The 25,755-nt window shown below is 58.0% G+C and carries 20 protein-coding genes; 14 read left to right on the forward strand and 6 right to left on the reverse strand.

The annotated features are described in order from the left end of the window. Positions 1-66 precede the first annotated feature (66 nt). The 6 genes from ACQE3D_RS04740 to ACQE3D_RS04765 all read left to right on the forward strand — a co-directional run bounded on the left by ACQE3D_RS04740 (position 67) and on the right by ACQE3D_RS04765 (position 6,258). The gene (locus tag ACQE3D_RS04740) at positions 67-852 is read left to right on the forward strand and encodes a VPLPA-CTERM sorting domain-containing protein (protein ID WP_313728927.1); all 786 of its coding nucleotides are present in this window, start codon (positions 67-69) and stop codon (positions 850-852) included. Between the two features lie 28 nt (positions 853-880). Further along, positions 881-1,741 carry a hypothetical protein gene (locus tag ACQE3D_RS04745; protein WP_313728926.1) on the forward strand — a complete coding sequence of 287 codons (861 nt, stop codon included), beginning with the start codon at positions 881-883 and terminating at the stop codon, positions 1,739-1,741. Then, positions 1,741-3,423 carry a sialidase family protein gene (locus ACQE3D_RS04750; protein WP_313728925.1) on the forward strand — a complete coding sequence of 561 codons (1,683 nt, stop codon included), beginning with the start codon at positions 1,741-1,743 and terminating at the stop codon, positions 3,421-3,423. The genes ACQE3D_RS04745 and ACQE3D_RS04750 overlap by 1 nt, the downstream gene beginning before the upstream one ends. 539 nt (positions 3,424-3,962) lie before the next feature. Then, on the forward strand, positions 3,963-4,169 hold the full coding sequence (locus ACQE3D_RS04755) for a DUF6494 family protein (protein ID WP_064024387.1): 207 nt from the start codon (positions 3,963-3,965) through the stop codon (positions 4,167-4,169). Between the two features lie 124 nt (positions 4,170-4,293). Beyond that, the gene (locus tag ACQE3D_RS04760) at positions 4,294-5,829 is read left to right on the forward strand and encodes a cation:proton antiporter family protein (protein WP_313728924.1); all 1,536 of its coding nucleotides are present in this window, start codon (positions 4,294-4,296) and stop codon (positions 5,827-5,829) included. Between the two features lie 51 nt (positions 5,830-5,880). Further along, positions 5,881-6,258, forward strand: a complete 378-nt coding sequence (locus ACQE3D_RS04765; protein ID WP_313728923.1) for a VanZ family protein — start codon at positions 5,881-5,883, stop codon at positions 6,256-6,258. Between the two features lie 4 nt (positions 6,259-6,262). On the opposite strand, the gene ACQE3D_RS04770 is transcribed toward ACQE3D_RS04765, so the two are convergent. Together ACQE3D_RS04770 and ACQE3D_RS04775 are read right to left on the reverse strand one after the other, a co-directional pair. Beyond that, complete coding sequence (locus ACQE3D_RS04770) at positions 6,263-7,615, reverse strand: DUF3999 family protein (protein WP_427551414.1); 1,353 nt, start codon at positions 7,613-7,615, stop codon at positions 6,263-6,265. Continuing rightward, a complete protein-coding gene (locus ACQE3D_RS04775) occupies positions 7,612-10,134 on the reverse strand; it encodes a DUF2339 domain-containing protein (RefSeq protein WP_313728862.1) in 2,523 nt (840 codons plus the stop codon). The genes ACQE3D_RS04770 and ACQE3D_RS04775 overlap by 4 nt, the downstream gene beginning before the upstream one ends. Before the next feature lie 253 nt (positions 10,135-10,387). Here ACQE3D_RS04775 and ACQE3D_RS04780 point away from each other — a divergent pair, with 253 nt between their 5' ends. Both ACQE3D_RS04780 and ACQE3D_RS04785 read left to right on the forward strand, forming a co-directional pair. Then, entirely contained in the window at positions 10,388-11,995 is a 1,608-nt protein-coding gene (locus ACQE3D_RS04780) for a methyl-accepting chemotaxis protein (RefSeq protein ID WP_313728861.1), read from the forward strand. Between the two features lie 208 nt (positions 11,996-12,203). Next, positions 12,204-13,106 carry a DMT family transporter gene (locus tag ACQE3D_RS04785; protein ID WP_064024374.1) on the forward strand — a complete coding sequence of 301 codons (903 nt, stop codon included), beginning with the start codon at positions 12,204-12,206 and terminating at the stop codon, positions 13,104-13,106. Positions 13,107-13,116: 10 nt separating this feature from the next. On the opposite strand, the gene recN is transcribed toward ACQE3D_RS04785, so the two are convergent. After that, positions 13,117-14,796, reverse strand: a complete 1,680-nt coding sequence (gene recN, locus ACQE3D_RS04790; protein ID WP_313728860.1) for a DNA repair protein RecN — start codon at positions 14,794-14,796, stop codon at positions 13,117-13,119. Position 14,797: 1 nt separating this feature from the next. Then, positions 14,798-15,685 (reverse strand): NAD(+) kinase, encoded by an 888-nt coding sequence (locus tag ACQE3D_RS04795; protein WP_168031899.1) that lies wholly within the window; start codon positions 15,683-15,685, stop codon positions 14,798-14,800. 380 nt (positions 15,686-16,065) lie between these two features. Between ACQE3D_RS04795 and hrcA the strand changes: the two genes are divergently transcribed. The 5 genes from hrcA to dapB all read left to right on the forward strand — a co-directional run bounded on the left by hrcA (position 16,066) and on the right by dapB (position 21,867). Beyond that, complete coding sequence (gene hrcA / locus ACQE3D_RS04800) at positions 16,066-17,106, forward strand: heat-inducible transcriptional repressor HrcA (RefSeq protein ID WP_313728859.1); 1,041 nt, start codon at positions 16,066-16,068, stop codon at positions 17,104-17,106. 51 nt (positions 17,107-17,157) lie between these two features. Then, positions 17,158-17,793: a nucleotide exchange factor GrpE gene (gene grpE / locus ACQE3D_RS04805; RefSeq protein WP_313728857.1), complete on the forward strand. Its 636-nt coding sequence runs from the start codon at positions 17,158-17,160 to the stop codon at positions 17,791-17,793. A gap of 71 nt (positions 17,794-17,864) precedes the next feature. Then, positions 17,865-19,793: a molecular chaperone DnaK gene (dnaK, locus tag ACQE3D_RS04810; RefSeq protein WP_071155154.1), complete on the forward strand. Its 1,929-nt coding sequence runs from the start codon at positions 17,865-17,867 to the stop codon at positions 19,791-19,793. Between the two features lie 125 nt (positions 19,794-19,918). Further along, positions 19,919-21,058, forward strand: coding sequence for a molecular chaperone DnaJ (gene dnaJ / locus ACQE3D_RS04815; RefSeq protein WP_071155152.1), 1,140 nt, complete (start codon positions 19,919-19,921; stop codon positions 21,056-21,058). Next, positions 21,058-21,867: a 4-hydroxy-tetrahydrodipicolinate reductase gene (gene dapB / locus ACQE3D_RS04820; protein ID WP_313729462.1), complete on the forward strand. Its 810-nt coding sequence runs from the start codon at positions 21,058-21,060 to the stop codon at positions 21,865-21,867. The genes dnaJ and dapB overlap by 1 nt, the downstream gene beginning before the upstream one ends. 48 nt (positions 21,868-21,915) lie before the next feature. Here dapB and ACQE3D_RS04825 read toward each other — a convergent pair whose 3' ends face one another. Further along, positions 21,916-22,353: an NUDIX domain-containing protein gene (locus tag ACQE3D_RS04825; RefSeq protein ID WP_064031026.1), complete on the reverse strand. Its 438-nt coding sequence runs from the start codon at positions 22,351-22,353 to the stop codon at positions 21,916-21,918. A gap of 178 nt (positions 22,354-22,531) precedes the next feature. On the opposite strand from ACQE3D_RS04825, the gene rapA reads away from it, so the two are divergent. Further along, positions 22,532-25,297, forward strand: coding sequence for an RNA polymerase-associated protein RapA (gene rapA, locus ACQE3D_RS04830; protein ID WP_313728856.1), 2,766 nt, complete (start codon positions 22,532-22,534; stop codon positions 25,295-25,297). Positions 25,298-25,320: 23 nt separating this feature from the next. On the opposite strand, the gene ACQE3D_RS04835 is transcribed toward rapA, so the two are convergent. Then, on the reverse strand, positions 25,321-25,683 hold the full coding sequence (locus tag ACQE3D_RS04835) for a PilZ domain-containing protein (protein WP_071155148.1): 363 nt from the start codon (positions 25,681-25,683) through the stop codon (positions 25,321-25,323). Positions 25,684-25,755: the final 72 nt, after the last annotated feature.

Genomic DNA, 25,755 nt, shown 5'->3' on the forward strand with positions numbered 1-25,755 from the left:
GGGGTAGAGCCTGAACTTGGCCGGTAAGCGACTTATTAGAAACCCAATTTTTTTCAAGGAATACGCATGAAATTTCTATACCTGATCGTGCTGTCGTTAACCCTTGCCGCGACATCCGCGCATGGCGCTACCGTATCCGGAGGTTCGCTGATTATCAATATCGATCGAGACGCTTTCGAGAACGGTATCGATTTGGATAGGACCGCTGCGCCATCCATATACGTCGAGGAATACTACGACGCTTCGCTGGCCTCAAAAACCTTTGAAGAGTTGCGCGATTACAATACGCCCGTCGATCTGACCGATTACGCGGCGAACGAAATTCCGGCCACCGGATTGAAATTTACCGTCAATGGCGCGCATGTGGCTGACAACCCGTCGGGTCGGCACAATAGCGCCACTACCTTCACGTTCGACCCTAACGACATTACCGGCACCGCGTCGGGCTCTATCGGCCTGGCCGGCGGCCTGCGCTATCGAGTGGATGTCACGCCCCCCACTAACCGGGTATTAATGGGCGACATGACGCTGACCTATAATCCCGCGGAAGCGCTAAAAACGCCGGAAAGTTCGGATTGGGTCATTTACAACACCCTCGGCTTTAAAGCGGTGGCTTTCGAGTTGTTTAACGTGGTTTCCGAGATCAACGGAAACGTGCTGTCTTTGAGCGGCGAGTTGGGTTACGGTTGGGGATTCGATCATCTTGGGGCCGGTCCGGCCCGCAATGCTAATGCGCGCATCGGTACCTTCAGCTTTCAAACCTCCGTGGTCCCGCTGCCGGCCGCCGTCTGGATGTTTATGACCGGCTTAATCGGCATGGGCGTGAGCGGTTTTCGCAACAGATCCGCTTGATCGGGATATCAGTTAACAGGAGGTTTCGATGACATGCCATCGCCTTGAAACATCAAAATACTTGACCGTGGTTTCGACGGTTTTCGCGCTGGTCGCCGGCGGATTCGTTACGCAGGCCGATGCCGCGTTGTTAAACGCGAATTCCGGAGGCACCTTCACGATGAATCTGGACCGCGATGCTTTAGCGCTCTCCAACTTCGGCTCGTTGACCCAGCCGGGATACTTTCTGGCGCAATATTTCGACACCATCGAGTCCGACTACACGGTTCGCACCGATTCGTCGTTTTACTTCAATAATCCGACGCGTGTCGAAATTTCAGCCGTGAACTTGGTACACGACATCACCCCCGTCAGTGCCAGCAACCCCAGCGGTCAGCTTTCCGGCCGCAACGTCCAAGCCACGACGCCGGACTTCTCAATCGATTCGGACACCTTGGCGGGTACCGGCACGATGGGCATGACCGGCGTCGAGATGTTTCGAGGAAGCTTTTCCGGCACCTTGCTGAACGGCGATTACTCGCTGAAATACGACCCGGAGGCGCGGCAGACCATGTGGGATGCCTTTGGCGTTTCGGGCACGCCGGGCGGCTGGTATTTGCAGAATAACGTTTCGTTTAGCGCGGTGGCTTACGAATTGGCTAATTTGCGGTTGCAGTACAGCAGTGCCGGCGATTGGATGCTCAGCGGCGATTTATTACTGTCCCCCGAAAACGCGTTCTTTTTGAAAAATACCGTCTTGGCCGATTTGGGGGATTTTTGTTTAGGCGTGGGTGCCTATAGCGGTTGCGGCCAAGTGGCCGCCGTTCCATTGCCTTCGGCGGTTTGGTTCTTCGCTTCGGGGATTGCCGGTATCGGTATCAACGGCTATCGCCGATTCAGGAGGGCGTGATGGACGTTCGCCTAGGTCGCGTCGTGCCGTTGCCGCGAGGGATTTTCGCCCATTGCTTGGGCTTGAGCGTGTTAGCGGTCTGCGGCGCGATGCCGGAAAGCGCCGCTGCGCAATCGCTGTTTCCGTACGGACCGTATTCGAGCATTCAAATGAATGTGGACCCGGCCGGCGACAATATCGCCGGCGACGCGGCTCACGAGCCGACGATCGCTCTCGATCCGAATAACCCAGACCGGTTGGTCGCGGGCTGGAAGCAATTTGCCAGTATCGCTTCGGGCAGCCGGGAAGGCGGTTGGACTTATAGCGACGACGGCGGTAAGCACTGGCATTTTCAAGGCGTGGTGACGCCGGGCGAACAACGGACCAACATCATGGTGGATGTCGATTCGGCGGGCAATTTCTACTACCAGAGTCTGCATTACGACAGCACCGGCAACTTCGCGGCGGACGTGCAGGTCTTCAAGTCGCTGGATGGCGGCGTCAGCTGGCAAGCGCCGGTCTACGCACACGGCGAAGGCGCGGATAAAGGCCGAATCGGCATAGACCGGAGCGGAACCGCCAGCGACGGCCATATTTATTTACACTGGCGGGAAGGTTTGGACGACAAGCGTTTTACCCGCTCGGTTGACGGCGGCCTGAGCTACGAAGCGCCGGTCAGCGTGCCGGAAAACCCGTCGTTCGGTACCATCGGCGTAGGTGCCAACGGCGAAGTGTATCTGGCCGGTCGTAAGGAAAGCGGCAGCTTGGTGGGTACCAAGCTGGTCTACGACGGTTATTTGTTCGCCACCTCGTTGAACGCTCGCGATCCCAACGCAATACCAAGTTTCACGACCCAAGCCATCGATATGGGCGGTTCGCCGATCACCTTCATGATTCCCAACAATCCCAACCCGCTTGGTCCGATCGGCGATATTCAAGTCGCCGTCGATCATTCGGCAGGTGCGTTGCGCAACAACATTTATCTGCTGGCTCCGGTCGATCCGCCGGGCACGGACAATCTGGACGTCAACTTTATCCGCAGCAGCGACGGCGGGCTGACCTGGTCGGCGCCGCTACGCATCAACACGGATACGGCGGACCGGAACGCCTTTCAATGGTTTCCGATGTTGGGCGTTGCCGACAACTCGCGGATCGATGCGGTTTGGTACGACACCCGAGAAAAACTCCAAGCCGGCACATCCCAGTTGTTTTATTCCTACTCATGGGACGGCGGGGCGACTTGGAGTCCGAATCGAGCGGTCACCGCGACCTTCAACACCCAAACCGGTTATCCGTTGGGCGTCGATAAAATCGGCGACTATAGCCATCTGGTTTCCGACAAATACGGCGCTCACGTGTCCTACACCGCGACCTACAACGGCGAGCAGGATGTGTACTATTTGAACGTATTTCCGGATTGCAATAACAACGGCAAATCCGACGTCTTGGACATCGAGCAACGCCAAAGCGGCGATACCAACCAAAATCATCTGCCCGACGCTTGCGAAAACATGACCGTGACCGGCGATCAAGACGGCGACCGCGATGTCGATTTACTCGACCTCAATGTCGTGCTGGCCGCTCGAAACAAACCGGCGAGCGGTGCCGGCGACCCCAGGGATTTGGATCATAACGGCACGATCAATGTGCTCGACTCGCGCAAACTGGCCCTGTTGTGTACGCGACCGCAATGCGCGAAGTAAGCTCGCGGGATTCGATACACACGTCTTGGATACGATCGCTTTAACCGTTCCCCTTCACTTCCGATTGACGTCACCGACCTGCCGCTCGGTGACGGCTTGTTCGAATCGCCGTTCCCTGCTCTCGAGAAATCGGAACTGGCATGCTTTCATGTTTGTGCAAATCATCGGTTTTATCCTACTGACACGGCTACTTGTTCTGTACCGGCGAGTAGATAAAAGACGTCACACGATGATGACCGGCCTGCTAAAACGCTCCAATCCTTCGAATCGTAGCCGTTTGGCAGCGTAGCGACTTACCACCGCTGCCAAGGTCATTGATCTATTGACTCGCGATATCGGGATCACGGCCCGACGAGTCGGCGAATTTCGGCGGAATCCTTTTCAATGTTCATGATCCGGCCGATGGCTCGGCCTCTTCGCCTATCGCTAAGCCGAGAATGCACCGATCCGTGATAATCTGCTAGCCGAGGCGATGGCGCCGCGAGTTCCGCGCGTCGATTCGTCGCTTCGACTTTTTATAACGTGCCCGGGGGATGACGATGAACGAAGATACCTTGAATTTGGAAGTCCGTAAGTTCCTGAAAACCGTTGGGATCGCTTCGCAGCGCGAACTGGAGCACGCGGTGTTGAAAGCGGTCGAGGCCGGCATACTCGAGGGTTCGGAGACTCTCGCGGTGGCGATGACCTTGGAGGCGCCCGCGCTGGGGATACGTCACACCATCGAGGGCAGTATCGCGCTGGAATAGTTTCCGCGCCTAACGTTGCGATTGGCGTCGGCGCGAGACGGCCGACGGTCCTTGACTTGTCCAGCGACTCTATTTTTAAGACCGGCCCGCATGGCTGGCCGTTTTGACTCAGCATGATTGATTTATGACCGAACTGATCTGGATCGCCGCCGCTTATTTGGCTGGCATGGTCGCCAGCCGCTTGTCGTTTCCACCCTTGGTCGGCTACTTGGCCGCCGGCTATGCCCTACATGGTTTGCAAATCGCGCCGTTGCCGAATCTTGGTCACGTGGCGGAAATCGGCATCGAACTGTTGCTGTTTTCGGTCGGTTTGAAGCTGAAGCCTTCGTCGCTGATCCGCCGCGAGGTGTTAAGCGTCGGCGGTTTGCACCTGTTGCTGACGGCGGTGACATCGGCGTTGGTGTTTTTCTGGCTGGAACAAAAGGTGACCGGCGGTTTGGTGTTGGGAGTCAGTTTGGCGTTTTCCAGCACCGTGTTGGCGATCAAGGTATTGGAAGACAACGGCGAATTGTCGACGCTGCACGGCCGCGACGTGCTGAGTATTCTAATTTTGCAGGACATTGTCGCGATCGTCTTGTTGGCGGTGGCGGACGGCAAACAACCCCAGCCTTGGGCTTTGGCCTTGTTGGCCTTGCCGCTGTTGCGGCCCCTGGCGCATCGGATTTTGTCGGCCAGTCGCGCCTCCGAATTGAAACTGCTGCTGGGAGTCTGCTTGGCGCTGGCCGGCGGCGTCGCGGCCGAACGGGTCGGCATTTCCGCCGACATCGGCGCGCTGCTGACCGGCGTGATGCTGGCGACCCATCCCAAGATCGACGAATTGACCGATCGGCTGTGGAGCTTGAAGGAGTTGTTTCTGGTGGCCTTCTTTCTGCAAATCGGTCTGGCCGATCTGCCGAATCGCGAACAGGTGACGCTGGCCTTAAGTTTACTCGGCTTGCTGCCGCTGCAAGGCGTGTTATTTTTCGGGTTGTTTCTGTTCGCCGGCTTGCGCGCGCGCACCGCTTTCGTGTCGTCGTTGGCCTTGATGACTTATAGCGAATTTGCATTGATCACGACCGGCGCGGTGGTCAACGCCGGTTTGCTGACCGAGGATTGGAAGGCGATTATCAGTTTGGCCGTGGCGGGCTCACTGGCGGTGGCGGCGCCGCTGAACCGCTACTCGCACCGCTTGTTCGGCTGGGCCGAGTGCTGGCTGGTGCGTTTCGAAAAACAATCCGGGAATCCCGACCGCTTGCCGGAATCCTTCGGTGCTGCCGAATGGCTGGTGATCGGCATGGGCCGCACCGGCGTCGCCGCCTATCGGGCGTTGTGCGAGCGCGAACAACGGGTGGTCGGGCTGGACGCCGACCCGACCGTGCTGGAAACCCTGTTGGGTAATGGGCGGCGCGTGGTCTACGGCGATGCCGAGGACAGCGAGCTGTGGAGCGGTTTGCCGCTGGAGCGCGTCAGGGGGATTTTATTGACGGTGCCGGCGTACGAGGTGCGCTGCGCCGCGATCGAGCAATTGAGGCGGCGCGGCTATCTTGGCCAGATCGGCGCGATTTGCTATCACGCCGAGGAAGCCGATCACATGAAAACGCTGGGTGCCGATTTTGTGATACATCCGCTGGTCGAGGCCGGCAATCAATTGGCCAAACAATTGCTCGAAGGCGGCGCGTAGGCTTGGCCGACATCGAACCCTGGGTAAATTACGATAAATGGATAGAAAAAGATGAGAGCATTCCGGGACTGGACCGCGTTGGCGGCGTTTTGCGGCTTGATTTTCTGGTTGTCGGCGCAGGAGAGTTTGCCGGTCAAGATGCACTTCGAGTTTCAGGACAAAGTCCAGCACGCGCTAGCTTATTTCGTGATGGAGGTGTGCAGTTGGCGGGCGTTTTGGCATCGGCTGGCCGAGCGCCGCTTACTAGGCTTGGTCAGCGTCGCCTATTGCAGTTTGTACGGGATCAGCGACGAATGGCACCAGTCCTTCGTGCCGGGGCGCGAGCCGGGCGTCGGCGATTGGTTGGCCGACAGCTTGGGCGCGGCGTTGGCGGCCGGAGCGCTTTACGTCGCCGGCCACAGATCGGTTCTGGCCTGGATCGCGCGCTGACCGTTTATTTCGGCAAGTCGCCGAGCCGCTTGCCGGCCCGGTAAAGGCTCCAGGCCAATATCGGCACCACCAACGCGATCGCGCCGAGCAGAAATGCTCGGCTGTTCAGCAAGTTTCTCAGGGAATTGTCGGCGCCAGTCTGGCCAGTTGCGAGCGCCTCGCCCAAGTTGGCCGGCGTCGGGACGATACCTTGCCGCAGCAATTCGCCGATCGCGGCGGTGTCGTACCGGGCCGGCGCCAGGCCGGCGTTTCCGTAAGTCAGGCGATACGCGCTATTGGGGTTGGCGATAAACAACAAGCGATAGTTTTTGCCCAGTCCGGTCAGCGCGGTGATTTGCAGTCGCGGATTGTCTTGATTGTGAATCACCAAGCGATATCGCTCTCCGCGTTGTTCCGGAAAGTCGATCCGGGTCTCGGCTTGCTGGATGTCACCGAAGCGCAAAGCCCGCAGTTGCCCGCTGCTTAGGGTTTGCCAAGCCGAGTCGCCGCCGCCGGTTCGAGGCGTCTGCAGTTCGACATCGCGTTGAAAGCTGGGCGTGGCGACGTCCAGCCGCAGCCCGGTCAGCGGCAGTTTGCGGCTGTCGATGTCGATTAGGGTGGCGCGTCGCTCGGCGTCTTCGTGTACCTGAAAGTCCGGCAACGGATAGTCGACGACGGTTTCGGCCTCGGCGCGGCTTTCCGAGCGCAGATGCCAGAACTCGATCCGCTCGACATGTAGTGGCTCCCGATACAGGGTTTGCGTTTCGCTGCGTTCCAATTCCTCGTGGCCTTGCATACGCCGGGTCAGCGCCGTGATTTCCGCGATCCGGGTTTGGCCGGTCTTGCCGACCAGGATTTTGAAATAGCGGTCGCCGTTGGCGGGCAAGGACACGTCGAGATTGGCGATCGCCAAGTGCCGGGAGTAATCGTAAACCGCCGCGTGCTCGGTCAGCGTCCGCCAGTGTTCGCCGTCGTTCGAGCCTTGTACCGTGAGTTCGTACTCGAAATCGTGTTGAGCGGTGATCAGCGTCAAGCCGTCGGCGGGTTCGGCGTTGTCGGCGAGGTGGACTTCGAAGCTCAGGCTGTCGCCAGCGGTTTGCAGCGCGGTGATCTGGCCGAGGCTGGGGCGGCGGCTACGGACCGTTTTGGTCGCGGCGGCCGGGCGCAACAGAAACGGTGTCTCGACGGCTTGGCCGTCGAGCAGACGTAGATCGCCGAAGTCGGCGGCGCTGGCGGCGTAGATTTGGCTGTCCAATTCCACGGCCAACAGCGCCTGACCGTTACCGGGCGCTTGCTGGACGGGGCGGCTGAATTCGGTCGCGCCCACCGGGGCGGACAGCGACAGCCAGCAGACTAAAAAGGCGTTACGGGGGCTCATCGTTTGCTCTCGGTCTCGGCGTTAGCGGCGAAGTTTTGCCGGTAGCGCATGTAGAAAAACGCGCCGCCGAGTACCAGCATGCCCAGTACGATGAAGGCGACGATTCGGTAAATTTGTTCCAGGCGGGCCAGGTCGACGAAGAACACTTTCCAGGCCACGATCGCAAACAAGACCAAACCGGCCAAGCGCAGTGCGGCGACTTCGCGGCGGATGCCGTGGTAGACCGACGTCAACGCGAACAGCGACCATAGAATCGTCACGCCGCCGGAGCGCAAGCCGGGCAAATAATGCAGCAACAGCGAATTGGTTTCCAGGCTGAGAAACGCGAACAACAATACCAGCGCCGCCGTGCCCAGCCAGCGGCGCACGTCGGCGGCGCTGCCTTCGTCGCCTTCCAGCCGGCGGAAAGCCAGGGCCAGAAACAGGATAATCGCGCCGAAGTCCAGCAGCCGCATCAGCGCCGATTCGAAGCGGTAAGTGCCGCCGTAATGCAAAGTCAGCAAACTGTCGCCGATCGCGGCGTGACCCAGCGTCAGGCCCCAGGAAGGCAAATCGAAAAACGTCAGTTTGATCGCCAGGCCGATCAGCAGCCAACGCAGGCCGGCTAACATGAGCTGGCCGGAGCCGGTCATGTAGCGATTCAGCAGTAGCGCGCCCAAGCCTAGCCAGACCAGCGTCAATGCCGGCGCTTGCAGTGGCGGATACAAGTAGGCCAGGCTGCGGTAGAGTTCCAATTGCAGCGTGACGAATACCAGGGCTACAACGATTAGTGCGATGACGGCCAAGACGCCGCCGTCCTTCAGCCAGACCGGCACGTCCTGGGCCGGCGAACAAGCCAATTCCGTCGCCGGTGCCGGTTTTTCGATCAGTGTATAGGCCAGCGCCATCGACAGTATCGGGATGCCGAAGCTGACCAGGCGTTCTATCAGCCCGAACCAGAATTCGCCCGGCGCGGCGTCCCCAGTCGCCCCTTCCGCGTATTGGCCGGGCAAATCGATGAAAGCGTAGCGGGCGACGACCAGCAAATACAACAGGTAGGCGGTTTGGCGTAAAAACGCGCTACGCACTTTGCCGGCCATCCAAATCATCACCAGTGCTTGCAACGACCAACTGACGGTGATCCATTGCTTGGACAAGATTAACGGCACCGCCACGCTCAGAAAGAACGCCGCCAAGCCGATAAACCCGACTACCAACTCTCTATCCTCGATGCGGCGGGCCAAGCAGTAATACACGTGGCCGACATAGAATGCCGACAGGGCGAGGCACGGCAACGCGGTCCAGACTTGCCCGTATTCGGTGGCGATCAACTCGTAAGCGGTGCCGAAATAGATCGCCGCGTTGACCGCCAGCGCGACCAAGTCCAGCAGCGTCGAGCGTTGCCGATTGACCAGGCAAAACAAAAACACCGTCGTCGAATACAACACGAAAAATCCGGTCAGAAACGGCAGCACTTGCCAAAAGTAGCCGGACTCGTAGCGTTGCATCGCCGCGAAAAACAGCAGATAGTTGAAGGCGAAGCCGAGAAAATTCAGTACATGCCATTGCTTGTACCAGTTCACCGCCAGAATGCCGCCGCCCAGCAACAGCATATAGCTGAACAAGCCGACGAAATTCACTTGACCGGTGGACAGCAAAATCGGCGTGCAATAGCCGCCGATGATGGCGAAGATCGCCACCAGCATCGCGTCCAGCCGGATCGCCAACGCGGCGGCGCTGGCGGTAACCGTCAACATCAAGCCGAAGGCCGGATAGGCGCCGAGCAGGTGGTAAAAGGCGTAAGCGGCGAACACGCTGAAATACAGCACCGCTATGCCGCCGCCCAACAAGCCCTGGCTGAACAAATGGTACTGGCCGCCGACTAGGCGCACGCCGCCGACGATCATCGCCAGTCCGGTCAATACGCTGAGCGCGACCCGTGCCTGTTCGCCGAGCAAGCCGTTATCGATCGAATATTTCAGAAAAAAGCCGATGCCGGTGACCAGGATTAGGACGCCGATGCGCAGCAACCAGTTGCTGGCGACCGCGTATTCGATCGAAACGCCGTCCGGACGGTGGCCCTCGCCAACTACGATCCAGTTCCAGATTTGTTGGAGTGCTTGCCTTGCCGCCAATTCGAAACGGCTCGGTTCGGCGACTTGCCAGCCGGCGGTTTGCCAAGCGTCGTTGGGAGCGGGTGTGCTCGCCGTCGGTTCGGTGTCGGCCGGTTCCGCTCGGCTGGGTTCGGGTGCCGTCGTCTCCACCGATGCGGCGCGGGGTTCGAACAATATCTGCTCCCGCGCCGGCGTTTGCGCGTCGAAACTGGCTGGCGCGGCGGCCGGACGCTCGGTGCCGACGCGTTCCGTCAACGTCAGCAGCAGTTTGCGGTCCTCGCGCAAAGCGGCGTGCAGGTCGGCGAGCGAATCCTTGATTTCCCGGTTGATTTCGCGTTGCCGGTTGAGCAGTAGAACCAGCAGTACGATTACGACGATCGGCACGACGACCGCAACCACGGCGAGCAGTTCGAAAATATCGTCCAAGGTGGGACTCCCGGTCTATAGTTAAAGCGAGCGGAGGCTGTGGCCGGCAGGGCCGGTTTCGAGCCGTTTCGCAACCTTAGCATATTTATGAAAAATGACCGGGCGGCCGCTGGAGTGGTCGTTGCCACCTGATTGCGGAGACCGGCGGAAAAATGACCAGGAACGCAATTTTTCGCATGGGTCGTTCAGGTTTCCCCGCGCGGTGCCGATGACTCGTGATAAATTTCCAAGGAATGTTAAGCGGCCCAGAACTATGAACAGTCAAACTACTATCCAATCAAAAATTCTGCTCAGCATCGCCAGCGTGTTTGTGGTGTTGATGTTGGTCAGTAACGTGTTCATGGCCGGCCGCCAGAAAGATATGGTGCAAGCGCTGGCAACCGACAAAGCTAAAAATATCGCCGCCGGCTATTTCGACGGTATCAACACCCTGATGCTGACCGGCTCGATGTCTCAGGTCGAAGTGTTGCGGGAAAAGGCTTTGTCGCATCCCGGCGTCAGCGAGGTGCGCCTGATTCGCGGCAACGGGATCGTCGAGTTGCACGGTAAAGGCAAGCCCGAGCAAGCGGTCGTCGACGAACTCGATCGGCGCGGCCTGAGCGGTGAAGCGCTGATACGCCACGGCAACGATGCCAACGGGCGTTGGGTGACCGTGGTCGAGCCGATCCTGGCCAGCAGCAATTTTCGCGGCACCAATTGCCTGACCTGCCATCCGGTCAAGGAAGGCGAGGTGTTGGGCGCGGTGCGGGTATCCTATTCGCTGGCGAGCCTGGACGACCAAATTAACCAAGATCTGATCGCCGGATCGGCGATTTCGTTGGCGATGTTCGCCGCCGGCTTGTTGCTGGTCAATATTCTGATGCGGCGCATCGTCGTCAACCCGCTGGTGACGATGCGCGACACCGTCGATGCCATCGCTCGCCATTCGGATTTGACCGCGCGCTTGCCGGTCAACAGCGGCGATGAAATCGGCCAGGTCAGCACCTCGTTTAACTCGATGTTGGCTAATTTCGCGGCGAGTTTGAACCGGGTGTCTGACGTCAGCCGTTTACTGACCGACGCCACCGATCGCATCGCCACCGTATCGAGGCAAACCTCGCAGGCGGCCAGTCAGCAGCAGAGGGAAACCGAAAACGTCATTCAGGCGATCCACGAACTGGAGGAATCGGTGAGGGATGTGCGGCACGGCGCTGACGGTGCGGCGCGGGCTTCGGTCGAGGCCGACCAGCAAGCCGCCCAGGGCGCGGAAACCACCAAAAACGCCATCGACGGCATCTATGTGCTGGTCAGCGAAATCGAGCGGGCCTCGGAAGTCATCAAGCGCCTGGACCAAAAAAGCAACGGCGTCGGCGCGGTGTTGGACGTGATCAAGGGCTTGGCCGAACAAACGAACTTGCTGGCGCTGAACGCCGCGATCGAGGCGGCTAGGGCCGGCGAACAAGGCCGGGGCTTCGCGGTAGTGGCCGACGAGGTCAGAACGCTGGCGACCCGCTCGCATCAGGCGACTGAAGAGATCGAGAAAATCATCGACCAATTGCAGCGCGAGGCCAAGGAGGCGGTGACGGTGATGGATAAAGCCAAAACCAGCGCCGAGCAACGCCGCGAACAAGTCCAAAGCGCCGATCTAGGTTTAAGCGCGATTGCCGAGCGGGTGACTCAGATTCGCTCGTTGAATTCGCAAATGGCCTTGGTGGCCGACAATCAAAGCCGTGTCGCGCAACATGTCGGCCAAAGCATCGGCAACATTGGCGGCTTGACCGATCGCACTTCGCAAGATGCCGCGCAAACCAGCGACGCCAGCCGCGAGTTGGTGCAACTGGCCGTGCAGTTGAATGAATTGGTCGGTAAATTCCGCCGTTAACGCGCTACGTTTGACAGTTTTGGCCGGTCCGGCTTATAGTCGCCCCATGAGTCGTTTTTTTTCGTCACGTTTTGCAAACAAGTCATGGCTATGGGCTTTGCTCACGGCCGTGGTGTTTGCGTTGTTCTAATATCAGTTCAAACCACCGCGGGCTCGACCGCGGTGGCTTTGTCATTTGCCTAGGGCTCGCACCAGCACAGGAGCCCTAATGAAGTCCCTTAGCACCACCTCCACTCAAACCCTGCTCGGTTACGGCCTGGCGGCCTTGGCCGCGATCGGTTTTTCCGCCAAGACGATATTGGTCAAGCTTGCCTATGTGCAAGCCGTCGATGCCGTGACGTTATTGGCGTTGCGGATGGCGTTTTCGGTGCCGTTTTTCCTGATCGTCGCGTTTCAGCAACGCGGACCCGCCGCGCGGCCGTCCCTGACGGCTCGGGATTATTGGGTCGTCGGTGTGCTCGGTTTGCTTGGCTATTACCTGTCCAGTCTGCTCGATTTCACCGGTTTGCAATATATCTCCGCCGGTCTGGAACGCTTGATTTTGTTCTTGTACCCAACCTTGGTGCTGGCGATGTCGGCACTGTGGTTGAAAAAGCCGTTCGGGTTCAGGGAACTGACGGCAGTCTTGCTGAGTTATAGCGGGATCGCACTGGTGTTCGTCGGCGAGTTGGATGGGGGCGGCGATACATTGTGGTTGGGGGCCGCTTACGTGTTTGCCGGCACGGTCAGCTATGCGCTGTACTTGCTGGGCGCGGGCCAGGCCATCGCTCGCTTGGGCGCGATGCGCTTTACCGCGTACGCAATGTTGGTCGCGTGCGCGGCGTCGATCTTACAGTTCGTGTTGACGCATCCGCCGGAGGCCTTGCTGTTGCCGATGCCGGTATACCAGTTGAGTTTGGCAATGGCGATCGTCTCGACGGTGTTGCCGGTGTTCATGCTGTCGGCGGCGATCCGCCGGATCGGTTCGGGCCATGCCTCGCTGGTCGGCACGATAGGGCCGGTTTCGACGTTGCTGATGGCGGCGGTATTCCTCGGCGAACCGATGACGCTATGGCAGGTCGGCGGGGCAGCTCTGGTACTAATGGGCGTACTGAGTTTGTCGGTGCGTTGATGCCCGCCGGCTAGGCTTCGCCGCCGCCCAGGCTCAGCATTTCTCGGGCGTGCGCCAAGGTGTTTTCGGTGATGGTGACGCCGCCCAGCATTCGCGCCACCTCCGCGACCCGTTCGTCCTCGCAGAGTTTGCGAACCGTCGACGAGGTGACTGCGGCATTTTGGTTTTTGGCGACGAATAAATGCTGATGGGCTTGCGAAGCGACTTGCGGCAAGTGCGTGACGCACAGCACTTGCCGGTTCAAACTCAGCCGGCGCAGCTTTTGGCCGACGATCTCGGCGATGCCGCCGCCGATGCCGGAATCGACCTCGTCGAAGATCATCGTCGGCGTGGTCTTATCGGTGCTGGTCGTGACTTGTATCGCCAAGCTGATCCTAGACAGTTCGCCGCCCGACGCCACCTTGGCCAAGGGTTTGGCGGGCAAGCCCGGATTGGTGCTGATCAGAAACTCGATGCGATCCAGGCCGTTGCGTTGCGGCTCGTTGCCATCCTCCCGGTCGAGCTTGACCAGGAACTCGCCGTGCGGCAGGCCCAATTCCTTGATTGCGTCGGAAATGCGGTGCTGCAACTCGTCGCCGGCCCGGCGCCGGCTGGCGGATAATGCCGTCGCCAATTCGCGGTATTGCGCCAGCAGACGCTCGCAATCGGCTTGCAGAACTTCGATGCGCTCGCCGCTATGGCTGAGATTGTTCAACTCCAGCGCGAATTGCTCGGCCAGCGCCGGTAATTCCTCGGCTGGTACCTTGTGTTTGCGGCTCAGGCGTTGAATCACGCCAATCTGGTTTTCCAGCCAGCTCAGTTGGCCGGGATCGGCTTCCTGATTCTCCAGGAAGCGCCGCAGTTGTTGGGTGGCTTCGCCGATCTGGATTTCGGCGTCGCTCAGCAATTCGACGATGCCGTTCAATTCGGCGGCGTATTGGCTTAATTCGCCGACCGAGTGGATCACGTGACCCAGCATGTCGGCGACCGATTGCTGGTCGTTGTCGTAGAGGATGTCGAGCTGTTGTTGACCGACGCCCAAAATTCTACCCAGGTTAGCCAGTTTGTTGTGCTCGTCGGCCAGGGCCTGATAATCGAAATTTTCCAGATCCAGTTGCTGCAACTCTTCTAGCTGATAACGCAGCAGCTCCTCGCGTTCGGCTTGGTCACTACCGGACTTTTGCAGTTGTTGCAGTTCTTTATGGGCTAGCCGCCAGTTTTGTTGGCAGGCGTTCAGATCGTTGAGCAATTCGGCGTGGTCGGCGAATCCGTCCAGCAGCAGACGCTGTTCGTCGGCATCGAGCAGCGTCAAATGGGCATGTTGGCCGTGGATCTCGACCAATTGCCGGCTCAGCGTTTGCAGTGTTTGCAGATTGACCGGCCGGTTGTTGATATAGGCCTTGGAGCGGCCGTCTTCGCTAACGGTGCGACGGACCAGGCATTGGCCGTCGTCGTCCAATTCGTGGTCGATCAGCCATTGGCTAACCAGCGGTGCCTTGGATAGATCGAATTCGATGTTGATTTCGGCGCGCTTGCTGCCGGGGCGCACGTAGCCGGAATCGGCGCGATCGCCCAACGCCAAGCCCAGCGCGGTCAGCAATATCGATTTGCCGGCCCCGGTTTCGCCGGTCAGCACCGACATACCGGGTTCCAGGTCCAGGTCCAGTTTGTCGACCACGGCCAGATCGAGAATGTTCAGGTTCAACAGCATGTCATTTGGCGGAATAACCGCCGCTCCAGTTCAGTTTGCTTCGCAGAATGTGGAAGAAATCGTGGTCTTCCGGGTGCAGAATGTTAATCGGTTTGTCGGCTTTTCGAATGACGATCGTGTCGTTAATGCGCACGTCCGGGATTTCTAAATGATCGCAGGTGACCAGGGCGTTGATTTGCTTGGTCTGGCTGAAACGGATCTCGATCGTGGCTTTGTCGTCGATGACGATGGACCGATTGGACAGCATGTGCGGATTCAGCGGGACCAGTACCAGCGCATTTAGGGTTGGATGCAGAATCGGTCCGCCGGCCGACAGCGCATAGGCGGTCGAACCGGTCGGTGTCGCGACGATCAGGCCGTCGGAACGCTGGGTGTTTAGGAACACGCCGTCGATGCTGGTGACGATTTCGATCATGCTCGGCGTGACCCAACGATGCACGACGACCTCGTTGACCGCGGTCTGGCGATGGATGAGTTCGCCGTCGCGGATGATGGCGGCCTGTAACAAATGACGCTGTTCGGTCTGGTAGCGGCCGTCGAGGATTTGCGCCAGGCGGCTCAGCAACTGGTCCGGAGAAATGTCCACCAGAAATCCCAGTCGGCCGAGGTTGACGCCGAGCAGCGGAGTGTCGAAATCGGCGGCGGCGCGGGCGGCGGTCAGGAACGTGCCGTCGCCGCCGACCGCGATCAGCAGATCGCAGCATTCCGGCAGCCGGTTGATGTGCATGCCGACGACGCCTTCGGCTTCGATTAGCTCGGCGCTTCGGCTATCGGTGGCCACCGAGTGACCGCGCTGCAGCAAAAAGCGGTAGAGCTCGCTGAGCGTGGCGGCGATACCCGGATCGCCGAATTTGCCGATGATGCCGATGCGTTGAAAGGGTGAAGGCATGTTTGAGCCGGGATTCAAAAATGCCTGGGATTATACAAACAATTCGAGCAGGCACTAGCGAAGCTTCGCCCTCGGCGTCGCGAGTACGTCGGTCGGCGCGGCCGGAATATCGGCGTCGGCCAAATTCCGTGCGGTTCGGTGTCGTTAACACCCTGAATTTGTTGCCAGGTAATGGCCGTGCCGCGACCAGGCATTCCCGTAGGCGTCGGGCCAATGTCTGAAATCGGGCGCTATCCACCGGCATTGCGAATGCCCGAGATCCCCGACAGGCTTGGGTTCGCACGGATTTTAGGCGGATTGACAAGGCTCCGGGCACCTGTTAGCTTTCCCCTCTGGCACTCGTTACGTTGGAGTGCTAACGAATTTTCTAGGGTGTCAATGTGGCTAGCGGACCGGATTTAAACGAAAGATCGGCGTATTTGCTGAAGGCCTTGGTTGAGCGTTACATACAAGACGGTCAGCCGGTCGGCTCGCGGGTATTGTCCAAGGATCCGCTGCTTAAGCTCAGTCCGGCCAGCATTCGCAACGTCATGGCCGATCTCGAGGAAATGGGCTTGATCCATTCGCCGCACACCTCGGCGGGCCGGGTGCCGACCGTGGCCGGATACCGTTTGTTTGTCGATAGTCTGTTGACGGTCAAGCCGCTGGCGTCCAGTGATCTGGATCAATTGCAAAGCGGTTTGCTGGCCGATGCGGACAAAACCGGCGACGTGCTCAGCAAGGCCTCCAGGCTGCTGTCGGATATGACCCATATGGCTGGTGTCGTCACCCTGCCGCGCCGTGAGATGGTCACGTTGCGACACATCGAATTCCTGCCGATGTCCAGCATGCGCGTACTGGTGATTTTTGTCACCGATGGCGAGGAAGTTCATAACAAAATCATCCATACCCAGCGTCAATTTAGCCCGGCCGAACTGCAACAGGCCGCCAATTACATGAATTCGGTTTACGCCGGCCTCAGTCTGGCCAAGATCCGCGAGCAAGTGTTGCGGGAGATGGAGCAAGATCAGCAGCGCGTCAATCAAGGCATGATAGACGCGGTTAGCATGGCGCAACTGACCTTCGCCCAACAACCCAACGACGATTACGTGTTGAGCGGCGAAACCAATCTGATGGGCTTTTCCGAATTATCCGACATGGACCGTCTGAAACAGCTGTTCGAGGCGTTCAGCCAAAAGCGCGGCGTGATCCATTTGCTGGATCAATGCCTGTTGGCCGACGGCGTGCAGATTTTTATCGGCGAAGAGTCAGGCTATAGTGCATTCGACCATTGCAGCTTGGTCACGGCGCCTTATTCGGTCAACGACGAGGTGGTTGGCGTGTTGGGCGTGATCGGCCCAACCCGGATGGCGTATGAAAAAGTGATTCCGTTCGTCGACGTGACGGCAAAAATATTGGGCGCGGCCTTGAATCCCAAATAATCGCCCTTATCGTAAGGCCGACCTAATATTTTAAGAACCACGGAGTCCCAAATGAGCCATCAGCAATCGAGTCACGAACAGCAATCCGACGCCGAATTGATCGCCGAGGTGCTGGAGCAGACCAAAGAAGCCGGCGAAGACGTTGTTGCCGAGGCAACCGAGGCCGGCGAAGTCAGCGTCGAAAGCCTGCGGCAACAACTGGAGCAAGCCCAACAACAAGCCGCCGCGAATCTGGACAAGGCTTTGCGCGTGCAGGCCGACATGGAAAATCTGAAAAAACGCGTACAAAAGGATTTGGACGACGAGCGTAAATACGGCTTGGCCAAGTTCGCCAAGGAATTGCTTAGCGTGTTGGACAGTCTCGAGCTTGGCGTGCAGGCGGCGACCGGCGATAGTCCGGAAGTGGCTAAATTGCGCGAAGGCAGCGTGCTGACCATTAAGCAATTCGAATCGGTGTTCGCCAAATTCAATATCGAAGTCCTCGATCCGACCGGGCAAGCTTTTAATCCCGAGTTGCATCAAGCCATGGCGATGCAGCCCAGCGTCAGCGCCGAACCCAATACGGTTTTGAACGTGTTTCAAAAAGGCTACATCTTAAACGGCCGTTTGCTGCGCCCCGCGATGGTGGTGGTGGCCAAGGCCGAGGACAAACCCGCCGACAGCGCGAAAGTTGACGAACAGGCTTGAAATTTCATCGATCAACCGCATATCGCCAATAACTTTTTAACTAATACCTAATTCAAGTCTGGAGAATCTCAATGGCTAAAATCATCGGAATCGACCTAGGAACCACCAACTCCTGCGTCGCGGTCCTGGAAAACGGCACCGCGCGGGTCATCGAAAACAGTGAAGGCGCGCGTACCACGCCGTCCATCATCGCCTTCACCGGCGACAACGAAGTGCTGGTCGGTCAGTCCGCCAAACGTCAGGCGGTGACCAACCCCGAAAATACCTTGTTCGCGATCAAGCGCTTGATCGGCCGCCGTTTCAAAGAAGACGCGGTACAGAAAGACATCAAAATGGTGCCTTACAAAATCATGGAAGCCAACAACGGCGACGCTTGGGTCGAGTGCCACGGTAAAAAAATGGCGCCGCCGGAAGTGTCTTCCCGCGTGTTGATGAAGTTGAAAAAAGACGCCGAAGCCTTCCTGGGCGAAGAAGTCACCGAAGCGGTCATCACCGTACCGGCTTACTTCAACGATTCGCAACGCCAAGCGACTAAAGATGCGGGCCGGATCGCCGGTCTGGACGTCAAACGCATCATCAACGAGCCAACCGCGGCGGCGTTGGCGTTCGGCATGGACAAACCGAAAGGCGATACCACCATCGCGGTCTACGACTTGGGTGGCGGTACCTTCGATATTTCCATCATCGAAATCGCCGAAATCGAAGGCGAGCACCAGTTCGAAGTATTGGCCACCAACGGCGACACCTTCCTGGGCGGTGAAGACTTCGACTTGCGCATCATCGATTTCCTGGCCGGGGAATTTAAAAAAGACACCGGCATCGATTTGCACAACGATCCATTGGCGCTGCAACGTCTAAAAGAATCTGCGGAGAAAGCGAAAATCGAGTTGTCTTCCGCCGAGCAAACAGACATCAACCTGCCGTATATCACCGCAGATGCGTCCGGTCCGAAGCACTTGAACGTCAAACTGACCCGCGCCAAACTGGAATCGCTGGTTGACGAACTGATCGAGCGCACCAAAGGTCCTTGCTTGCAAGCGATTAAAGATGCCGGCATTTCGACCTCGAAAATCAACGACGTGATTTTGGTGGGTGGTCAAACTCGGATGCCGAAAGTGCAGGCCTTCGTTAAAGAATTGTTCGGCAAAGAGCCGCGCAAAGACGTCAACCCTGACGAAGCGGTAGCGCTGGGTGCGGCGATTCAAGCCGGCGTATTGGGCGGCGACGTCAAGGACGTGTTGCTGCTGGACGTCACGCCATTGTCGTTGGGTATCGAAACCCTGGGCGGGGTGATGACCAAACTGATCGAGAAAAACACCACGATCCCAACCAATGCTTCGCAAGTATTCTCGACCGCCGAAGACAGTCAAACCGCGGTCACCGTGCATGTGTTGCAGGGCGAGCGGGAAATGGCGTCAGGCAACAAATCGCTGGGCCGTTTCGATTTGCAGGACATTCCGCCTGCGCCGCGCGGTATTCCGCAAATCGAAGTGTCGTTCGACATCGACGCCAACGGTATCCTGAACGTGTCGGCCAAGGATAAAGCCACTGGCAAGAAGCAATCCATTGTGATCAAGGCGTCCAGCGGTTTGTCGGATGCCGAAGTCGAGCGCATGATCAAGGACGCCGAAGCGCATGCCGATGAAGACCGCAAACTGAAAGAGCTGGTTTCTGCGCGTAACTCGGCGGAAGGCATGATCCACGCGACCGAAAAGTCGTTGAAGGAATTGGGCGACCAAGTCACCGGCGACGAAAAATCGGCGATCGAAGCGGCCATCAGCGACTTGCAGGGCGTGTTGAAAGGCGACGACAAGGACGCTATCGAAGCCAAAACCGCCGCGCTGACCGAGCTTTCGGGTAAACTGGCCGAACGGGTTTACGCCCAAAAAGGCGGAGCGGACGCCGCTGCCGGCGAAGCCCATGCGGCTAGCGGCCAGCAAGCCGAAGACCACAATGTGGTCGATGCCGAGTTCGAGGAAGTGAAGGACGACAAAAAATAATCCTCACCGGGGAGCCTCTCGCCGTTAACGGAGAGAGTCAGGGTGAAAGGTGTTAATCACCCTCATCGTTCCATTCATTCAACACACTAAATAACCGCTGGTAAACGCCGGCGGTTTTCTACGTTATGGCAAAAGAAGATTTTTACAAACTGTTGGAAGTCGATCGTAACGCCAGCGAAGCCGAGATCAAAAAGAGCTATCGCAAAATGGCGATGAAGTATCATCCCGACCGCAACAAGGACAATCCGGAAGACGCCGAGAAGAAATTCAAGCAAATCAAGGAGGCCTACGAGATATTGTCCGATTCGAAGAAGCGGGCGGCCTACGATCAGTTTGGTCATGCAGGCGTCGATCCGTCGATGGGTGGCGGCCGCGGCGGTTTCAGCGGGGCGGAAAGCTTTAGCGACATTTTCGGCGATGTGTTCGGCGACATTTTCGGCGGCGGTGGCGGACGGCAGCGCAGCAGCGTCCAGCGCGGCGCGGATTTGCGTTATAACCTGGAGTTGACGCTGGAAGAAGCCGTCGGCGGTACCGAAGCGACCGTCAAGGTGCCGGTGCTGGTCGCCTGCGGCGAATGTAACGGCAGCGGCGCCAAGAAGGGCAGCAGCCCGGTCACCTGTTCGACTTGCCACGGTCATGGCCAAGTGCGGATGCAACAAGGCTTTTTCTCGGTGCAGCAAACCTGTCCGACCTGTCACGGTACCGGCAAGCAAATCAAGGACCCTTGTCCGAAATGCTACGGGCAAGGCCGTATTCAGGAAACCAAAACGCTGTCGGTCAAGGTGCCGGCCGGCGTCGATACCGGCGACCGGATTCGCTTGGCCGGCGAGGGCGAGGCCGGTATCAACGGCGGTCCGTCCGGCGATTTGTACGTTCAGGTTCAGGTTAAGGAGCATCCGATCTTTACCCGCGACGGTGCGAATCTCTATTGCGAAGTGCCCATCAGCTTTCCGACCGCCTGCTTGGGCGGCGAGTTGGAAGTGCCGACCCTGGACGGCAAGGTGATGCTGAAAATCCCGCCGGAAACCCAGACCGGCAAAATGTTTCGATTGCGCGGCAAGGGTGTCAAGCCTGTACGTGGCGGAGCCATAGGCGACTTGCTGTGCCGGGTACAGATAGAAACGCCGGTGCGCTTGACCAAGGATCAGCAGGCTCTGATCGAGCAACTGCAAGTCTCCCTCAGCGGTGGCGGTAAACAACATAGTCCCCAGGAACATAGCTGGATGGACGGTGTGAAAAGCTTTTTCGACAAGTTGACGGGATGATGGCGATGCGTATCGGCGTGGTGGGTGCTTCCGGGCGCATGGGATTGTGTTTGTTGAAAGCGGCGTTAGCCGCGCCGCAAGCCGAATTGACGGTCGCGATTTCGCGGCCGGACAGTTTGGCGATAGGCAAGGATGCCGGCGATTTGGCCGGCGTTTCGCCGGCCGGCGTGCCGGTCGGCGACGATTTGGCGGCAGTCGTGGATTGTTTCGACGCGCTGATCGATTTTACCCGGCCGGATGCGACGATGGCCTACCTGGACGTCTGCCGGCAAGCCGGGAAAAAACTTGTCGTCGGTACCACCGGGTTTAGCGAGAGCCAAAAAGCGGCAATCGCAGAGGCCGCGCGGGACATCGCAATCGTGATGGCGCCCAATTTCAGTGTCGGCGTCAATCTGTCGTTGAAGTTGCTGGAAACGACCGCGAAAGTGATGGGCGATTACACCGACATCGAAGTCATCGAAGCCCACCACCGGCACAAGATCGATGCTCCGTCCGGCACCGCATTACGGATGGGCGAAGTCGTCGCGGCGGCGCTGGGCCGGGACTTAAAGGACTGCGCCGTTTACGGACGGGAAGGCGAGACCGGTGCCCGCGATCGTAAAACCATTGGATTTTCGACGATACGGGCCGGCGATATCGTCGGCGAGCACACCGTGATGTTTGCCGACGAAGGTGAACGCGTCGAAATCACCCACAAAGCCAGCAGCCGGATGACCTTCGCCAACGGCGCGGTGCGCGCCGCTATTTGGCTGGCCGACAAATCCAGCGGTCTTTACGATATGCAGGACGTACTGGGTTTGAAAAACTGAGTTTTCTCGAACGCGCCCTGCGGGCCACGCACTCGAATCAGCGTCCACTTATATTCTTAGCGGCGCTATTTCTCCGGTCAGTTTATAATGACGGTAGTCGGCTATGACCAATGCGTGATCGAAGGCCAAAACCGGCGGCAAATTGTCAAAGGTAAACAAACCGCAATTCTTGGCGTCGTCGGCCGCTGTTGGCGAGCCGTGAGCTTCCGCGATGTAAACCGCCGTCGCGGTGTGGTTGCGCGGATCGCGTTGCGGATTGGAATAAATGCCCAGCAATGCAGTCAGACGAACGTCAAGACCGGTTTCCTCCGCTGCTTCCCTAACCGCGGCATGTTCAACCGTTTCACCGACATCGACAAAGCCACCCGGCACAGCCCAGCCGTAAGGCGGGTATTTGCGTTCGATCAACACGAAGGGGCGCTGCGGGTGGTCGATCAGTTCGATCAGAATATCGGCTGCAATCAAAGGCGTAATCGGTTTGGGCATCACAGTGTCCTGTTTTCGAGTGAGGGGGAGCTTGTTGGGCGGATTTAACCATGTTTTCCCCATTTTTCGGAAGCCGACGGAGTCGTTGGATCGATACCGATACCGGACGTAAAGTGGAAAGACCAGAGGCTATCGGCGATGGTCGTACGGTCGGCATAACAGACAGACAACTAAATCAATGAACGAATTTATTCCCGGCCAACGCTGGATTAGCAACACCGAATCTGAGCTCGGCTTAGGCATGGTATTGGAAGCCGAATACAATCGCGTCACGGTGCTTTTCCTGGCGACCGGCGATCGGCGGGTTTACGCGCGCGATAACGCTCCGCTGACGCGGGTCAGGTTCGCGGAAGGCGATACCGTCGAATCGGTGGAATACGTCAAGATCAGCGTACAGCAAGTGGACGAGCACGCCGGGCTGTTGACCTATATCGGTGTCGACGAAGACGGCGGATTGCAGCAAATTGACGAGATGGAACTCAACCACCATATTCAATTCAACAAGCCGCAAGATCGATTGTTCACCGGCCAGTTCGACCCGACCGCCTGGTATTTGCTGCGCTACGAAACCTGGCGGCGCCAGCAACGCCATCAACAGTCGGCGGTCAAGGGGCTGCAAGGCGCGCGCGCCGCGCTGATTCCCCATCAATTGTATATCGCGCATCAGGCCGCTAACCGCGCCGCGCCGCGCATTATGCTGGCGGATGAAGTCGGTTTAGGGAAAACCATAGAAGCCGGCTTGATCATTCAACACCGTCTGATTAACGGCTTGAGCGAACGAGTTTTGATTTTGGTGCCCGAAAGCCTGATGTACCAATGGTTGGTTGAAATGTTGCGGCGCTTCAATCTGCGTTTCAGCCTGTTCGACGAAACCCGTTGCATGTCGTTCAACGACGACGGCAATCCGTTTCAAAACGAGCAATTGATACTGTGCAGCCAACAGTTTTTTGCTGACTTTCCCGTTCGCCAGCCACAAGCGTTGGCGGCCGGCTGGGATATGGTCGTCGTCGACGAGGCCCATCATTTGGAATGGAGCGAGACCGCCCCCAGCGTCGAGTACCGTTTCGTCGAGCAGTTGGCGCAAGCGGTGCCGGGCTTGGTGTTGTTGACCGCCACGCCGGAGCAATTGGGCAAGGAGAGTCATTTCGCCCGCTTGAGATTGCTCGATCCCGATCGCTTCTACAGCTTTGCGCAATATCTGCAAGACGAAAAGCAATTCGAGCCGGTGGCGCAGTTGGCGAATCGGCTGATTTCCGGTGAGCCGTTAAACGAGGCAGAGCAAGTCGAGTTAGGCGAGTTGTTGAAACACGACAATGCCGAAGCATGGCTGAAGCAAGTCAACGACAGTAATGTCGGCGCGCGCGAGGAATTGATCAAGTTGCTGTTGGATCACCACGGCACGGGTCGGATCTTGTTCAGAAACTCCCGACATACGGTCAAAGGTTTTCCGGACCGGGAACGCCATGGTTATCCGATTCTCGGCGAGGACACCGCCGAACTCGCCGACAGTCCCTATCTGTTTTGGCTGATTGACACCTTGAAGACCCTCGGCGACGAGAAGGCGTTGCTGATTTGCCGGCGAGCCGACACCGTGATCCAGCTGGAGCAAATACTGCGACATCACGTGGGACATACCGCGGCGGTATTTCACGAGGGCATGAGTATCGTTGAGCGGGACCGAGCGGCGGCATTCTTTGCCGATGAAGACAGTCGGGCGCAGGTTCTGTTGTGTTCGGAGATCGGCAGCGAGGGGCGCAACTTTCAATTCGTGCGGCATCTGTTTCTGTTCGATTTGCCGGAAAACCCCGATTTGCTGCAACAGCGTATCGGCCGATTGGATAGGATCGGCCAAAAGCATGTGATACAGATCCACATTCCCTACCTGGTCGGCAGTTCGCGCGAGGTGTTGTTTCGCTGGTTCGACGAAGGTTTGGACGCGTTTCGACATAACGTTTCGGCGGCGTCGCAGGTGGCCAAAGCCTTGAGTGGGCCGTTGTCGGCGGCGTTGGCCAGTCGCGAGCGAGCAGCGGTTGAAGTGTTGATAGAAGAAACTCGCCAGCTGAATGCGCGCCTCGAAGCGGAATTGCAGAAGGGCCGCGATTTGTTGCTGGAACTGAACTCCTGCCGTCCGGAGCCTGCTCGGCAATTGGTCGAAGCCATTCACGCCAGCGAATCCGATGGCAGTTTGTGGCCTTATCTGGAGGATATTTTCGATTGCTACGGCGTCGACGTCGAGTACCACTCCAAGGCTTGCCATATCCTGCGGCCCAGCGAAAATCTGCGCATTTCGCATTTTCCGATGTTGCAGGACGACGGCTTGACCGTAACGGTGGCTCGGGATATTGCGTTGGCGCGCGAGGACATGTTGTTTCTGACCGCCGAACATCCGATGGTTTTGGCGGCGATGGATTTGGTGTTGTCTAGCGAGACGGGCAATGCCGCGGTCAGCGTGGTCAGGCATGCACAATTGAAGGCCGGCCAATTTTTGTTGGAATTGCTGTTCGTACTCGAGTGTAGTGCGCCGGCCGAACTGCAAATTGGCCGGTTTTTGCCGCATACGCCGATTCGGGTGTTGATAGACCAAAACAAGATGGATCTAACGGCGTCGGTCAGCCATGACAGTCTGATCGAAACCGGCGATAAGTTCGAGAAGGCCCAAATCAGTCAGTTTTTGAATAGCCAACGCCAGCATATTCAGGAGATGATCAAAGTAGCGGAACAAGCCGCTGGCGGCAAGGCCCAGCAATTGATTGGCGAAGCCACCAATCGAATGGTGGCGGCATTGACCGGTGAAATCAAGCGGATGGTCAGGCTGAAAAAAGTCAATCCGGCGATCAAGGATGCCGAGATCGAACAACTCAAGGAAATGACGATGTTATCGCACGAGAGCATACAGGACGCGCAATTGCGTCTGGATGCGGTTCGTTTCGTGATTACCGCTTGAGCCGGATCGCGCCGGACGGTGTTTTAATTGGTTTTGATCAACACGGTACTTTCGTCAAGTTCGACGCACTCGAACATCAGATCGTCTATCGACCCTTCGACGTGGTCGATGTAATGCAGGCCGCATTCGGATTCGCTGTGCTGATGCTTGATAACGCCGTGCACGCTGAACGGCGTGCCGGATTCCGGCAATATCATCGTGATCTTGATTTTGCCGACTATATCGTCCGCCAGCGGCTTGCGAAGCCGGACGCGAATGCCGCTGTAGCTAATATCGAGGATATCGGCCTCGAACGCCAGCTCCTTGGCTGTCGTGGGGTTGAAAACGATACCTGCCTGCAGGCCTCTAGGTCTTACTCTAAGGTGATTGCGCTTCTCGGGTTTCATCGTTTGGCTCCTGCGGAATGATGAAGGGCGTCCTTCCTCGGGTCATAAAATTTCAGAATAAATATAGCCGTA

Source organism: Methylomonas sp. MS20, assembly GCF_050275925.1.
Taxonomy (GTDB): Bacteria; Pseudomonadota; Gammaproteobacteria; order Methylococcales; family Methylomonadaceae; genus Methylomonas; species Methylomonas koyamae_A.

Coding starts and splice junctions, on each gene's coding strand:
- ACQE3D_RS04740 (WP_313728927.1), top strand. CDS start 67: ATGAAATTTCTATACCTGATCGTGCTGTCGTTAACCCTTGCCGCGACA.
- ACQE3D_RS04745 (WP_313728926.1), top strand. CDS start 881: ATGACATGCCATCGCCTTGAAACATCAAAATACTTGACCGTGGTTTCG.
- ACQE3D_RS04750 (WP_313728925.1), top strand. CDS start 1,741: ATGGACGTTCGCCTAGGTCGCGTCGTGCCGTTGCCGCGAGGGATTTTC.
- ACQE3D_RS04755 (WP_064024387.1), top strand. CDS start 3,963: ATGAACGAAGATACCTTGAATTTGGAAGTCCGTAAGTTCCTGAAAACC.
- ACQE3D_RS04760 (WP_313728924.1), top strand. CDS start 4,294: ATGACCGAACTGATCTGGATCGCCGCCGCTTATTTGGCTGGCATGGTC.
- ACQE3D_RS04765 (WP_313728923.1), top strand. CDS start 5,881: ATGAGAGCATTCCGGGACTGGACCGCGTTGGCGGCGTTTTGCGGCTTG.
- ACQE3D_RS04770 (WP_427551414.1), bottom strand. CDS start 7,615: ATGAGCCCCCGTAACGCCTTTTTAGTCTGCTGGCTGTCGCTGTCCGCC.
- ACQE3D_RS04780 (WP_313728861.1), top strand. CDS start 10,388: ATGAACAGTCAAACTACTATCCAATCAAAAATTCTGCTCAGCATCGCC.
- ACQE3D_RS04785 (WP_064024374.1), top strand. CDS start 12,204: ATGAAGTCCCTTAGCACCACCTCCACTCAAACCCTGCTCGGTTACGGC.
- recN (WP_313728860.1), bottom strand. CDS start 14,796: ATGCTGTTGAACCTGAACATTCTCGATCTGGCCGTGGTCGACAAACTG.
- ACQE3D_RS04795 (WP_168031899.1), bottom strand. CDS start 15,685: ATGCCTTCACCCTTTCAACGCATCGGCATCATCGGCAAATTCGGCGAT.
- grpE (WP_313728857.1), top strand. CDS start 17,158: ATGAGCCATCAGCAATCGAGTCACGAACAGCAATCCGACGCCGAATTG.
- dnaK (WP_071155154.1), top strand. CDS start 17,865: ATGGCTAAAATCATCGGAATCGACCTAGGAACCACCAACTCCTGCGTC.
- dnaJ (WP_071155152.1), top strand. CDS start 19,919: ATGGCAAAAGAAGATTTTTACAAACTGTTGGAAGTCGATCGTAACGCC.
- dapB (WP_313729462.1), top strand. CDS start 21,058: ATGGCGATGCGTATCGGCGTGGTGGGTGCTTCCGGGCGCATGGGATTG.
- ACQE3D_RS04825 (WP_064031026.1), bottom strand. CDS start 22,353: ATGCCCAAACCGATTACGCCTTTGATTGCAGCCGATATTCTGATCGAA.
- rapA (WP_313728856.1), top strand. CDS start 22,532: ATGAACGAATTTATTCCCGGCCAACGCTGGATTAGCAACACCGAATCT.
- ACQE3D_RS04835 (WP_071155148.1), bottom strand. CDS start 25,683: ATGAAACCCGAGAAGCGCAATCACCTTAGAGTAAGACCTAGAGGCCTG.